Annotated in this window: 11 protein-coding genes; 4 read left to right on the forward strand and 7 right to left on the reverse strand. The window is 43.3% G+C overall.

From position 1 onward, the window contains the following. Positions 1 to 135: 135 nt before the first annotated feature. From CAG60_RS03790 to CAG60_RS03815, 6 genes are all read right to left on the reverse strand, one after another. A complete protein-coding gene (locus tag CAG60_RS03790) occupies positions 136 to 1,386 on the reverse strand; it encodes a glutamate-5-semialdehyde dehydrogenase (RefSeq protein ID WP_161438334.1) in 1,251 nt (416 codons plus the stop codon). An 11-nt stretch (positions 1,387 to 1,397) separates the two neighbouring features. Continuing rightward, positions 1,398 to 2,531, reverse strand: a complete 1,134-nt coding sequence (proB, locus tag CAG60_RS03795) for a glutamate 5-kinase (protein WP_154170327.1) — start codon at positions 2,529 to 2,531, stop codon at positions 1,398 to 1,400. Positions 2,532 to 2,760: 229 nt separating this feature from the next. Beyond that, positions 2,761 to 3,150, reverse strand: coding sequence for a sigma factor-binding protein Crl (gene crl / locus CAG60_RS03800; RefSeq protein WP_161438335.1), 390 nt, complete (start codon positions 3,148 to 3,150; stop codon positions 2,761 to 2,763). Between the two features lie 92 nt (positions 3,151 to 3,242). Further along, positions 3,243 to 4,490 (reverse strand): esterase FrsA, encoded by a 1,248-nt coding sequence (gene frsA, locus CAG60_RS03805; RefSeq protein WP_154170323.1) that lies wholly within the window; start codon positions 4,488 to 4,490, stop codon positions 3,243 to 3,245. 112 nt (positions 4,491 to 4,602) lie between these two features. Then, the gene (gpt, locus tag CAG60_RS03810; RefSeq protein WP_004394641.1) at positions 4,603 to 5,067 is read right to left on the reverse strand and encodes a xanthine phosphoribosyltransferase; all 465 of its coding nucleotides are present in this window, start codon (positions 5,065 to 5,067) and stop codon (positions 4,603 to 4,605) included. A gap of 36 nt (positions 5,068 to 5,103) precedes the next feature. Next, positions 5,104 to 6,396 carry an NCS2 family permease gene (locus tag CAG60_RS03815; protein ID WP_161438336.1) on the reverse strand — a complete coding sequence of 431 codons (1,293 nt, stop codon included), beginning with the start codon at positions 6,394 to 6,396 and terminating at the stop codon, positions 5,104 to 5,106. A gap of 1,024 nt (positions 6,397 to 7,420) precedes the next feature. Between CAG60_RS03815 and CAG60_RS03820 the strand changes: the two genes are divergently transcribed. The 4 genes from CAG60_RS03820 to CAG60_RS03835 all read left to right on the forward strand — a co-directional run bounded on the left by CAG60_RS03820 (position 7,421) and on the right by CAG60_RS03835 (position 11,696). After that, a complete protein-coding gene (locus CAG60_RS03820; protein WP_161438337.1) occupies positions 7,421 to 8,899 on the forward strand; it encodes a beta-Ala-His dipeptidase in 1,479 nt (492 codons plus the stop codon). A gap of 394 nt (positions 8,900 to 9,293) precedes the next feature. After that, entirely contained in the window at positions 9,294 to 9,734 is a 441-nt protein-coding gene (locus CAG60_RS03825) for an ATP-dependent zinc protease family protein (protein ID WP_040904070.1), read from the forward strand. Then, positions 9,734 to 10,639 (forward strand): 30S ribosomal protein S6--L-glutamate ligase, encoded by a 906-nt coding sequence (rimK, locus tag CAG60_RS03830; RefSeq protein ID WP_004394638.1) that lies wholly within the window; start codon positions 9,734 to 9,736, stop codon positions 10,637 to 10,639. Before CAG60_RS03825 ends, rimK begins: the two co-directional genes overlap by 1 nt. Beyond that, a complete protein-coding gene (locus tag CAG60_RS03835; protein WP_004394636.1) occupies positions 10,599 to 11,696 on the forward strand; it encodes a succinylglutamate desuccinylase/aspartoacylase family protein in 1,098 nt (365 codons plus the stop codon). The genes rimK and CAG60_RS03835 overlap by 41 nt, the downstream gene beginning before the upstream one ends. 62 nt (positions 11,697 to 11,758) lie before the next feature. Here CAG60_RS03835 and CAG60_RS03840 read toward each other — a convergent pair whose 3' ends face one another. Continuing rightward, positions 11,759 to 13,114, reverse strand: coding sequence for a sodium-dependent transporter (locus tag CAG60_RS03840; RefSeq protein ID WP_161438338.1), 1,356 nt, complete (start codon positions 13,112 to 13,114; stop codon positions 11,759 to 11,761). Positions 13,115 to 13,152: the final 38 nt, after the last annotated feature.

Genomic DNA, 13,152 nt, shown 5'->3' on the forward strand with positions numbered 1-13,152 from the left:
TCAGTGTACCGGAAATGGGCATATGAACAAAAGGAAAAGGGGCCAACAAGCCCCTTTTCCTGATTGATTTAGTCAAATTTGTTAAGCGCCTCTATCGATAAACAGCAGCTCATCATATTCAGCAGTTAAATGGCTTTAACTGCGTAATAAATAATTTCCTTTACCAACCCATTTGTAACTGGTCAACTCTTCAAGTCCCATTGGGCCACGAGCATGCAGTTTTTGGGTCGATACAGCGACTTCTGCCCCTAAACCAAATTGCGCACCATCGGTAAAACGAGTCGAAGCATTGACATAAACCGCAGCAGAACCCGCGGTATTAACAAACCGCTCAGCATTGAACAGATCGTTAGTCATGATAGCATCGGAATGGCTGGCATTATGCTCACGCATATGATCGATCGCCTGCTCAACACCACTAACAACTTTAACACCTAAGGTATAACTTAACCATTCGGTATCAAAATCTCCCGCTTGTGCGAGGCGAATATTGTTTGCCTCGGGAAGCAGTGCTTTGGTATGTTCATCGACAACTAACGTCAGTTTATCGTGCAATTGATGCTGCAGTTTTTCTAACAAAGGTTGAGCGATCGCTTGATGAACCAGTAAGGTATCTAATGCGTTGCAGGCTGATGGACGTTGCATTTTGGCGTTTTCAATCACCGCAAGCGACTTATCAAGGTCGGCACTCTCATCAACAAAAATATGGCTGATACCAAAACCGCCAATGATCACTGGAATGGTGCTGTTTTCCTTACACATTTTATGCAGCCCAGCACCACCACGCGGAATGATCATATCGACATACTGATCCATTGTTAATAATTGAGTAACGTATTCACGCTCGGGTTGACTGATATATTGAACGGAAGCCATAGGGAGTTCAGCTTTGCTCAAAGCTAACTGAATCACTTTAACTAACTCAAGATTGGAGAAAAAAGTCTCTTTACCACCACGTAATATCGCAGCATTACCGGTCTTTAAACATAACGCGGCAATATCAATCGTAACATTAGGGCGAGCTTCGTAAATAACGCCCACCACACCAAGGGGAACACGACGACGAGCTAATGACATGCCATTTTCAAGGACTTTACTGTCAATTTCACTGCCGACAGGATCAGGTAAACTGATGACATTACGCACATCATGGGCGATGGCCTGTAAGCGTGATTCATTAAGCAGAAGTCTATCGAGCAACGCTTCACTTAAACCTGACGCTTGCCCTAAAGCAATATCCTTGGCATTCGCCGCTAAAATAGCGTCCATATTCGCTTCTAATTCATCCGCAATTATCGCGAGTGCTTGGTTTTTCTGCGCAGTTGAAGCGGTAGCAAGTTGAAACGAGGCCGATTTTGCCGCCTTACCCATTTCGATTAAATCCACGATTCTTCTCCCTATTCTTGAATTACAACCATATTATCACGGTGAATGACTTCAGCGCCGTAATCATAACCAAGAATATCAATGATCATGGTGCTGTGTTGGCCGGCAATTTTACTCAAGTCGCGACTGGAATACGTACTGATACCACGGGCAATCAGATGCTGATGTTGATCTTTCACGCAAATGACCTCGCCGCGCGCAAACTCGCCCGCGACTTTAATAACCCCTTTAGCCAACAAACTGCTGCCTTTACCAAGTAAGGCATTAACCGCGCCTTGATCAATGTACACATCGCCAGCAGCAGCAGGCCCCGCTAAAATCCAACGTTTACGATTTTCTAGTGCTTCTTCAAGAGCTAAAAAGCGTGTGCCTTGTGGCGTGTCGCTTAATGCATCAAAAATGACATTGGGCGCTCGGCCAGCAGCAATAATCACTTCAATCCCAGCTCGACGAGCAATATCGGCCGCTTGCAGCTTAGTCGCCATGCCTCCGGTACCTAATGTTGTGCCACTTCCACCCGCGATTTTTCGCAACGTATCATCAATGGTTTTAACCTCTTTGATTAACTCAGCATTGGGGTCTTTACGCGGATCGGCGGTGAACAAACCTTTTTGATCGGTTAATAATAAAAGCTTATCCGCTGCACACAAAATACCGACTAAGGCCGAGAGATTATCGTTATCACCGACTTTAATTTCATTGGTTGCAACAGCATCGTTTTCATTGACCACTGGAATAATGCCGTGTTCGATCAGCGCATTAATCGTATCTCGCGCATTCAAAAAGCGCTCTCGATCTTCCAAATCAGCACGAGTTAACAGCATTTGACCAATTTTTATGCCGTAAAGCGCAAATAACGACTCCCACGCTTGAATCAACTGGCTTTGACCAACGGCAGCCAATAACTGTTTACTCGATATGGCTTGGGGCAATGCGGGATAACCTAGATGCTCTCGACCCGCAGCAATCGCTCCTGAAGAGACAATCACCACACTGTGGCCTTGTTTTTTTAATTCAGCACATTGACGGACTAACTCAACCATATGTGCACGATCAAGTGCTAACGTTCCACCGGTAAGAACACTGGTTCCTAGCTTCACAACGATGGTTTGTAACGCTGTTTGGCTCTGTTGATTCATTGTCATGATTTTGTCTGTTGAAGAAAACATTTAAGAGGTGATGTTTTAGCAATCCAGCGCCTCTTACACAAGCAGAAAAGGTGCTAAAGAGCACCTTTTTTTAGTGGGAATTATTTCTTACTCTGCTAAGCACTCTATGAGCAGTAAAGGAAGTGCTCTTATTAATACGATAAAATGCAACAACCCAATCATTAAATGATAACGCGGTCATGGTAAAAAAGCAGGCAACCTATAATTAAGCAAACTCAGTCGACTGTTGATGGAGCGATAAACTTAATTCAAAACGTTGCTGCAAAGTTTGAGCTAACTTTTTATGGAAATCCTCTTGGGTACGAATCACTTCAGGCAGCGCCGCTGCCGTCGGTTTACTCTCTTCCCATTCGCCTGCGAGATTATAGCGGCCGATACGGTAATTAGCCTCAAAGCCCGTCTCGGTCGTCGTCAACTCCATCCACCAACCCCAAAATTCACGTTTTTCGGGCGATTTTTTATCATTGATACAAAAAGCCAAACAATCAAACCAATAAATGCCTTCCTGGCACTGCCCCTCCCGTAAATAGGGACCAATCGCTTTTAACGTCGATAATAAACGATAATGAGTAGGGTATTTTGCTGCCTCTGACATGTAGACTCTCCTTGTTAAGAATGATTATTGCTTTTAATAATCATACGCTTAAAAACGTAGATAATTCACTCTTAACTAATTTAAGCCAAAAGTCATTCGCAAAGTTGTTCTTCCAGCCACTTTATCGCTAAATCGAGGGATTGCTCATATCCTCGTGTAAGACTTTCACTCTTTATCTGTTTTGATTGCCCACCTTGACTAAAAGTCGCAATCAAATGGTTATCACTAGCAGGAGAAACCGGATCGCCCTCCATTGCCAACGCCAAAATAGGCACTTTAGTACGTCGAGTCGCGAGGAAGCCTTGTACTTTCAATGACCACGCCATCAGTTGAGCCGATAAACTCGGAATATCTACCGCATGTTTACCAATTCGCGACGCTAACACATCCATGTACATTTTCGACATTAGCTTCATTTTTTGCTGAGAAACAAAAATATCATGCACCGGAGCGCCGATAGCGACACACGCTTTAATTTTATCTGATTCAATAAACGATAATCTGACCATCGCATTACCACCAAAGCGAAAGCCAATTAAACCAACTCGACGATGATCAACCCAAGGCAAAGGCGCTAATTGATTAAGTACCGCTTGGTGTAAACAGGAAGAATCTTGCGTTAATGACCAATGATTACTGTGGCCAACAGAGGGCATATCAATCGTTAACATCGCAATATTTCGTTTAGCCAAATAATCACGAAAGAGACGCCACATATCGGTTTGCAAACTATCAAGACCGGCACTAACGATCACCACGGGTTGTGGCTCATCGGTGTGTGATAAATGTAGGTGGCCAAGAATTTTCTTACCTTGATAATCAAACTCTAATGGCTTAATCGTATACTGTGTCAGTTCAGAGGCATGTTTATAAGCAGCATTGGCTAACACTCGCGCTTGAATAGCTAAGGTATCATTTTTTAAATGAGGATAACCGGCAATACTGTAGCAAAGGGAAGCACTAAACATACGTTCTGCCGCCGCTTCTCCCGTTAAGGCTTCACTTTGCTTATGGTAACGCCCGCCGAGCTTTGTCCACTCATACGTCCAATTACCGCTATGATAACCAATCACCGTGTCTAACCACTTTTCATGACTACGAGAATGCTCAGATGAAGCCATGTTAGCGAGGACTTCTTCTTGGTCAATCGGATTAATTCCTAACCAAGCCCACTGTAAACGGCGTAAATTTCGATACCAAGAAAAAGGGTCTTGCTCCATTTTCTGTTCAAAAAACTCACTACTGCTCGGCATGTATTGGGTGAGAGAGGAGGTCTCTTTCGCCTCTTTATGCTGTTGAAAGAGCGTTTCAGATAGGTTGATATTACTTGATTCAGACATGATGCATCTCATTATTAAACCGCTTAGACCTTATAGTAATCAAAAAAAAGGCCCTTTGCAGGGCCATATGTCGATTAATTGCGGGAAACTGGTGATGAATCAATAATTGTCGTTATTTTTGCTTACGATTCACTGGTTCAACATAAGCTAAAGCCATATCCCAAGGTTGTTCAATCCAAGTATCTTGTTCAATATCGACTACGTATTCATCCACTAAATCTTTACCTGCTGGTTTAGCACAAACGGTCACAAATTTAGCTTTCGGGTACATTTCACGGATTTTTCGTGCCGTATCACCGCTATCAACCAAATCATCAACAATAAGAAAACCTTCACCATCATGCTCAGGTGCTTTCAGTACGGTCATATCACGTTGATGGTCATGATCGTAACTTGAGATACAAACGGTATCAACATAACGAATGCCAAGTTCACGCGCTAAAATAGCTGCAGGAACCAACCCACCGCGACTCACACCGAGGATACCTTTCCATTGCTCAGCAGGCATTTGACGCTGGGCTAATTCACGGCAAAAATTTTGCATATTGTCCCAAGTGATTACGAATTTTTTACTCATTGTGATTGAACCTAATTATTTGAAAATAGAGCCTATTTACGCTTCAAGAATAAACTTAATAACAAAGACGATCGCCATAATCCAAACACTAAGCGAAACGTGTCGACCTTTGCCACTCAATAGTTTAATCACGGCGTAAGAGATAAAACCAAGTGCGATACCTTCAGCTATTGAGAAGGTTAAAGGCATTAATAAGCAAGTCACTACCGTCGGTGCCGCTTCTGTAAGATCTCGCCAGTCGATACTTACCAAGCCGGACATCATTAGAATCGCGACATAAAACAACGCACCCGCCGTAGCGTAGGCAGGGATCATTCCCGCTAATGGCGAGAAGAATAATGCAAGTATAAATAAAATGCCAACAACTACCGCGGTTAAGCCCGTGCGACCGCCTGCAGCCACACCTGAAACACTTTCGACATAAGATGTGGTATTCGAGGTGCCCAATAATGCGCCGACAGACGTCGCTGTCGAGTCAGCAAGCAATGCTCGATTTAAACGTGGAATTTTACCATCTTTACCAATGAAACCCGCTTTGTTTGCCACTCCAACGAGAGTTCCAGCGGTATCAAACAGGTCAACAAACAAGAAAGCAAACACAATTGAAATCATGCCGATTTCAAATACGGCTGAAAAATCAAGCTGCATGAAAGTTGGAGCAATACTTGGTGGCGTAGACATGATGCCTCCCCAAGTCACATCGCCAACAATCAACCCTAAAATAGTCACCGCTAAAATAGCGATCATCACCGCCCCTTTAACACCGCGATGAACCAGAGCAATCGTGAAGAAAAAGCTTAACGCCCCCAACACAGCAGGCAACGAGGTAATCGCTCCCATTGACACCAAAGTTGCCGGGTTATCGACCACAATACCAGCATTTTTAAGCGCGATAAATGCTAAAAACAAGCCAATGCCGGCAGAGATACCCGTGCGTAACGACATTGGAATCGAATTAATGATCCATTCACGAATCTTAAATAGACTCAATAGGAGAAATAAAATACCTGAGCAAAATACCGCCGCTAACGCCACTTGCCACGTATACCCCATGCCAAGTACAACAACATAGGTAAAGAAAGCATTTAACCCCATGCCAGGGGCTTGCGCTATCGGGTAGTTAGCGACAAAACCCATAATAAAACAGCCAATCGCTGCCGCTAAACAGGTCGCCACAAAAACAGCACCACGGTCCATTCCTGCATCCGCTAAAATTGCCGGATTCACAAAAATAATATAAGCCATGGTCAGAAACGTCGTGATCCCGGCAATGATCTCAGTGCGCACGGTTGTGCCATTTTCACTGAGTTTAAACAGTTTTTCCAACATGTTAGAATCCTAATACAGACAAAGTAAACGGTTGCGTAATCGATTGGCGGGAATTATAAAGTTATCAACTGATAATTTCCATACACAACTACTATCAATCTGTAGGAAAAAAACGACTTTATCTATGCTAAAAACGTGACAGCGCCAGACCAACGTTCGTGAACTGATACTCGCGAGGACAATGCTCATCCGCTGAGCAAAGGATTATTATGGATCGTTAAGCATAAAAAAACGCCATCTGAGTACAGATGGCGGTGAATTATTTTAATCACTGTAGATTAACAATAGATTCTAATATAGGGGTGAACAAAAACATATAACTTTCAAGTGGTTAATTTAATAACCAAAGCTTGACGGATAAGTAAAGTTGCTAGTAAAAACAGAGTTGTTTTTCCAGAACATTACGCAAGATAAACCTTTATTCATAGCTATCACCTTTAAAATCAAACGTCATTAAGTTGATTTCTCAGTTCCTTGGAGGCGATAAATCGGACTCATCCTTTGAGCATTTTTTCTTCACTAGGGAAGTTGGTTACAAATATACCACCAAGAAAATTAATTACAATACTTTTGGTGATTAAAATCACAAAAAAACACTAATCATGACACGTTTTGGTAATTTAATTACACAAATGTCAGTAATAATGTCTTCGCTCCTCACTCAACATGGGTAGCTCCTCTCGTTCTTAAAGCCTCAAAACGATTGAATAATACGTGTATCATTGACACTCTCTAAGCAGAATGTTTCACGTTGTCGTCATCGTTCAGTCGAATAAACAAAAGATAACTTTGATCGCGACTCACTGAACAACGATGAACAATGTGACTAGCGTAACGAACGTGGTAAATCTCGATCAGGAAAAATGGTAGCCATCGAGAAGGATAATAAATCCACTACTCCCAGATCTCGCATAATGGTATGCTATTTCATATTATCGTCTCACCTCCGATCTCAGTTTATTACTCTGCAAAACATCCATAAATATGCACATTGATCGGGGACAATCACAAAAAGGAGTTATCAGTGTCTGAATTCCATTCTGAAATCAGTAGTTTATCACCTAGCCCTGTTTGGCAGTTTTTTGATAAAATTTGTTCTATCCCTCATCCCTCTAAACATGAAGAAGCACTGGCTCAATACATTATTGATTGGGCGACTCAGCAAGGCTTAGAGGTTCGTCGCGATCCGATCGGCAATGTGTTTATCAAAAAACCAGCCACTGCAGGAATGGAGCACAAAAAAGGGGTTGTACTCCAAGCACACATTGATATGGTTCCGCAAAAAAATGAAGAAACGCAACATGACTTTGCGACCGACCCAATCCAACCTTATATTGATGGAGAATGGGTAACAGCAAAAGGAACCACATTAGGTGCGGATAATGGCATTGGCATGGCAACCTGTTTGGCCGTACTTGCCTCTAATGAGATCAAACATGGTCCGCTTGAAGTTTTATTGACCATCGATGAAGAAGCCGGCATGACAGGTGCATTTGGTCTGCAAGCCGGTTGGCTAGAAGGCGATATTCTTCTCAATACCGATTCAGAGCAAGAAGGTGAAGTCTACATGGGCTGTGCCGGTGGGGTTGATGGCGCACTGACTTTCGCCATCACTCGTGAAACGATTCCTTCTGGCTTTGTCACCCGACAATTAACCTTAAAAGGCTTAAAAGGCGGCCATTCTGGTTGTGATATTCATACTGGTCGCGGTAACGCCAATAAATTACTTGGTCGTTTTCTTGCCACTTACGCTCAAGCATTAGATCTGCGTTTAATTGAGTTTCGAGGTGGGAGCTTACGTAATGCGATTCCAAGAGAAGCTTTTATTACCGTCGCTATCCCGGCAGAAATGGAAACTCAGTTAGAACAAGTGTTTAATGATTACCAGCAATTATTAGTCGCTGAACTGGGTAAAGTGGAAACCAGTATTACCACCTTTAATCAAGCAAAAGAAACCACTCAAGGGGTATTCTCAAGCGCCGATCAGCAACGCTTCATTGCCGCACTGAATGCTTGTCCGAACGGCGTGATCCGCATGAGTGACGATATTCAAGGAGTGGTAGAAACCTCGCTTAATGTCGGCGTGATCACAACCGAAGCAGAGCAAGTGAATGTGCTATGTTTGATCCGTTCATTGATTGATTCTGGACGCAGCCAAGTTGAAGGGATGCTAACCTCTATCGCCGAATTAGCCGGTGCCGACGTTCGTTTTTCAGGAGCCTATCCTGGTTGGAAACCCGATGCTGACTCAGAAATCATGGCCATCTTCCGTGATATGTATGAAGGTATTTATGGCCATAAACCTAATATCATGGTCATTCATGCCGGATTAGAGTGTGGACTATTCAAAAAACCATACCCACATATGGATATGCTTTCCTTTGGCCCAACGATTAAGTTCCCTCACTCTCCAGATGAAAAAGTGAAAATAGATACTGTAGCGCTATTTTGGCAACAAATGGTCGCTTTATTGGAACATATTCCAACAAAACAGTCTGTCTAATCGATAATTATGATAGGCTTTGTTCAGAACCGAACAAAGCCTATCATTCAAATGAGGCTAATTTTCACTCAACCCGTTGGTACTTGCCGGCGTAACAGGTTATACGATGCAATCAAACGCATTGATTGGATGAGTGAATTATTCAGTCACAAAATAAAGTAAGCGGTGTATCAATTTTTTTTATCGATACGAATAATTTTATTCATTAGCTGCGGATTTTATCTGCTGCTAGAGTTCGCTCCCTTGAATTTTCCCGAGTTATTCACCTAACTCGATTCAAGCTGATGACTCGATGACTGTCGTATCGAGATGCTGCTAATTTTCTTCCCTTATGGGCCATTCCTGAGCAGCATCAACTGTGCTCAAATACACAACCATATTCAAAAAAATGACCATGACAAAAAAAATGATTGTTGGATGGAGAGAAACACTTAGCCTTCCTGATTTAGGCATTGAAAAAATAAAAGCCAAAATCGATACTGGCGCAAGAACCTCTTGTTTACACGCTTTTAAAGTAGAAAGCTTTACCAAAGATGACGCGCTATGGGTGAGATTTTGGATTCATCCATTACAACATAATGTTGATAAAGTCACCGTCTGTGAAGCCGAAGTGATTGATGAACGTATCGTGCGTGATTCCGGTGGGCACGAGGAATCCCGCTATGTGATCAAATCCGATCTTTGTCTCGGTGGTCAACGCTGGCCGATCGAAATAACGCTAACCAATCGTGAGAATATGGCGTTTCGTATGTTACTCGGCAGAACCGCAATGCATCACAAACTGATTGTCGATCCTACACAATCTTTTTTAATCCCTTTCGAGGAAAATAAATAATGAAAATTGGTATTCTATCGCGTAACGCTTCTCTGTACTCCACGAAGCGCTTGATTGAAGCATGTAAACAGCGCGGTCATGAGGTAAAAGTCATTGATGCCTTACGCTGTTATATGAATATCAATTCAGACCAACCCGAGATCCATTTTAAAGGTGAAGAGCTCGGTGGTTTTGATGCAGTGATCCCAAGGATCGGTGCTTCAGTCACCTTCTACGGCACCGCAGTATTACGTCAGTTTGAAATGATGGGGGTTTATCCTGCCAATGAATCTGTTGCCATCAGCCGCTCACGTGACAAGTTACGTTCAATGCAGCTACTTTCTCGTAAAGGCATTGGTATGCCGATCACTGGCTTTGCCAGCAAGCCTGATGATGTCAAAGACTTGTTAGATATGGTCGGAGGGGCTCCTGTAGTGATTAAATTGCTTGAAGGTACCCAAGGTATCGGTGTTGTGTTAGCCGAAACCCGAAAAGCGGCTGAAAGTGTCATTGAAGCTTTTATGGGCCTAAAAGCCAACATTATGGTGCAAGAGTACATTAAAGAAGCGGGTGGCGCCGATATTCGATGCTTTGTTATCGGTGATAAAGTGATTGCCGCCATGAAGCGTCAAGGTGCTGAAGGTGAATTTCGCTCCAATTTACATCGTGGGGGAACCGCATCGTTAGTAAAAATTACCCCTCTAGAACGCAAAACAGCGATTGATGCTGCTAAGATTATGGGACTGAATGTTGCTGGTGTCGATTTACTTCGCTCAGAACGAGGCCCATTGGTTATGGAAGTCAATTCATCACCGGGCTTAGAAGGCATTGAAGCCGCAACAGGGAAAGACATTGCCAGCCTGATCATCGAGTTTATCGAGAAGAATGCGGCCAGTAGAAGGACAAAAACACGTGGTAAAGGCTAATCGAAATACGGATTATCAATTTTTGGGGGAATCCATTCCCCCAGCAAGTAAACGAGTCATTGAGCTCGAAGCTGCGAAACTGTACACCCACTCTCCTCTATCCATCCCCATAGAAATCATCCATGGCATCTCGAAAGGTCCGGTCCTTATGGTCAATGCCGCGATTCATGGAGATGAACTTAATGGGGTCGAGATCGTTCGACAACTGATCAACTCGCTTGACCCAAAAAAGTTAAGAGGGACATTAATCACTGTCCCGATAGTCAATGTGTTTGGCTTTATTCATAAATCTCGCTACCTTCCTGATCGGCGAGATCTTAATCGCTGTTTTCCTGGCAGTGAAAAAGGCTCACTCGCCTCACGAATGGCGCATAACTTCTTCTCTCAAGTCGCACTTAATTGTGATTACATCATTGATTTACATACAGGTGCCATACATCGAACTAATTTACCACAAATTCGCGCTGATCTGAGTAATCGTGAAACCTTACGTATCGCTGAAGCGTTTGCTACGCCAGTTATTTTAGATTCACCACTGCGTAATGGCTCGTTACGCAGCGAAGCCGAAAAAGCCGGTATTACCGTATTGACCTATGAAGCGGGTGAAGCATTACGCTTTGATCCTATCGCTATCCATGCTGGAATTGTCGGCGTAAAACGTGTCATGCAAGAAATCGGTATGCTGCGCCCAAGTCGCAAAAAACGCCCAACCTCAGTCATCGCCAAATCCACAAGTTGGCAGCGAGCAGAAGCCGACGGCATTTTGCGAACCCTCGTTTCACTTGGCGATAAAGTCGAAAAAGGCCAAGTATTAGCCTACATTAATTCACCACTCGGTAATGTAGAAGTTGAAATAAGAGCTAGCAAAGGTGGGATTGTGATTGGTCAACAAACACTCCCCTTAGTCAATGAAGGCGATGCGGTCTTTCATTTGGCTTATTTCAGTCAAAGTGACGAGATGGTTGAGCAAGTTGTCGGTGATTTTATTGAAGAAGTGACCGATAGTGATTTAGAACCATTAACGACTGGGCAAATCATGCCACCATCCCCGGTCTGATCCAATAATGCCCTTGTGGTTTATCAACAAGGGCATTTATCTATCTTGCGGTTTATTATCAGCTAGGTAAAAGAAGCCCAAATTACGGTTGTCACCAAAAGCGGACAAACAAATTTGACATACCACGGCCAGATTTTCGCAAACCAACTACCTGCAAACTCGGGATAACCGTGTTGCAACTCTTTGAACTTAGCATGACGACTCCATACCCAGCCGCCAAATAGGCAGAACATTAATGCCGCTGTCGGTTGTAAATATTGAGTTGCCGCCATCGCAACCAAGCCAAATAGACTCGCAAAGTTATACACTATCACGATGCTAAATAACGCAATCAAACCACCCAATACCCAACTGGTGCTTCCCCGTGGCGTATTAAAGCGCTCACTTACCAAAGCGACGGGACATTCCAACATCGAGATCGACGAGGTTAATGCGGCAATGGTTAATAATAAGAAAAACACCACCGCAAACAGTTGCCCAAGCAAACCGAGACTATCGAACATTAATGGCAAGACGGTAAACACTAAAGTATCCGAGCTCAGTAACGAACCATCTTGAGCATAAATTTGTACACCATTATGCATCGCCACAAACATTGCTGGCATCACCACTAAACCAGCAATAAACGCGACACTGGTATCAACCAAAGTAACGCTCATCGCCATCTTCGGTAAGTTCTCTTTTTTACTTAAGTAAGAGCCGTAAATCAACATCGAACAACCGCCGATCGTTAAAGAGAAAAAGCCTTGTCCCATCGCCGCTAAAATGAGTTTTCTATCCCACACTTTTTCAAAATCAGGTACTAAGTAGTGTTTTAAACCATCCATAGCCCCCTGCTGCATCATGATATAAACAAACAGCACGGCAAATAAAACGAATAACGCAGGCATCAAGCGTGTTGACCACTTCTCAATACCTTGTTTGACTCCGCTACGAACAATCAAAATGGTTAATAAGTAAAAAATCAATGTGCCTAATAGATTACGTTCGACGGAAAAACCTTTAAGCCACGAGCTAATATTGGTCAATCCCAACAGATCAGTAATCGCGGCGAACAGAAAACAGATGATCCAACCACCAACGATACTATAAAACGCCAACACCGCGCTGGGTACACTTAATCCTACCCAGCCAACGAAAGCACCAACCTTTTTACCTAAAGGATGATTGGTTAGTGAGCGCATACTATCGACTGGGTTAGCTTGACCTGATCGACCAATTGCCATCTCCACCACTAACATAGGAAAAGCGACGACAAAAATAAGCACTAAATAAACAAAAAGGAAAGCGCCACCACCATTGCTGGCCGCTTGAGTAGGAAATCCCCAAATATTTCCAAGCCCCACCGCTGCTCCTGCGGCTGCTAAAACAAAACCAAGTCGAGAACCAAAGGTTTCCCGTGAACTACCTTGTGTCATAACCACTCACACATCATCAAACTAGTAAGCTAGTACAA

It is taken from the genome of Vibrio sp. V33_P6A3T137 (assembly GCF_009904835.1).
GTDB classification, from domain to species: domain Bacteria; phylum Pseudomonadota; class Gammaproteobacteria; order Enterobacterales; family Vibrionaceae; genus Vibrio; species Vibrio metschnikovii.

What these genes read in the sequence shown, in the direction of transcription:
- proB (WP_154170327.1), bottom strand. Translation starts at nt 2,531, where the DNA reads ATGACAATGAATCAACAGAGCCAAACAGCGTTACAAACCATCGTTGTG.
- crl (WP_161438335.1), bottom strand. Translation starts at nt 3,150, where the DNA reads ATGTCAGAGGCAGCAAAATACCCTACTCATTATCGTTTATTATCGACG.
- frsA (WP_154170323.1), bottom strand. Translation starts at nt 4,490, where the DNA reads ATGTCTGAATCAAGTAATATCAACCTATCTGAAACGCTCTTTCAACAG.
- gpt (WP_004394641.1), bottom strand. Translation starts at nt 5,067, where the DNA reads ATGAGTAAAAAATTCGTAATCACTTGGGACAATATGCAAAATTTTTGC.
- CAG60_RS03815 (WP_161438336.1), bottom strand. Translation starts at nt 6,396, where the DNA reads ATGTTGGAAAAACTGTTTAAACTCAGTGAAAATGGCACAACCGTGCGC.
- CAG60_RS03825 (WP_040904070.1), top strand. Translation starts at nt 9,294, where the DNA reads ATGACAAAAAAAATGATTGTTGGATGGAGAGAAACACTTAGCCTTCCT.
- rimK (WP_004394638.1), top strand. Translation starts at nt 9,734, where the DNA reads ATGAAAATTGGTATTCTATCGCGTAACGCTTCTCTGTACTCCACGAAG.
- CAG60_RS03835 (WP_004394636.1), top strand. Translation starts at nt 10,599, where the DNA reads ATGCGGCCAGTAGAAGGACAAAAACACGTGGTAAAGGCTAATCGAAAT.
- CAG60_RS03840 (WP_161438338.1), bottom strand. Translation starts at nt 13,114, where the DNA reads ATGACACAAGGTAGTTCACGGGAAACCTTTGGTTCTCGACTTGGTTTT.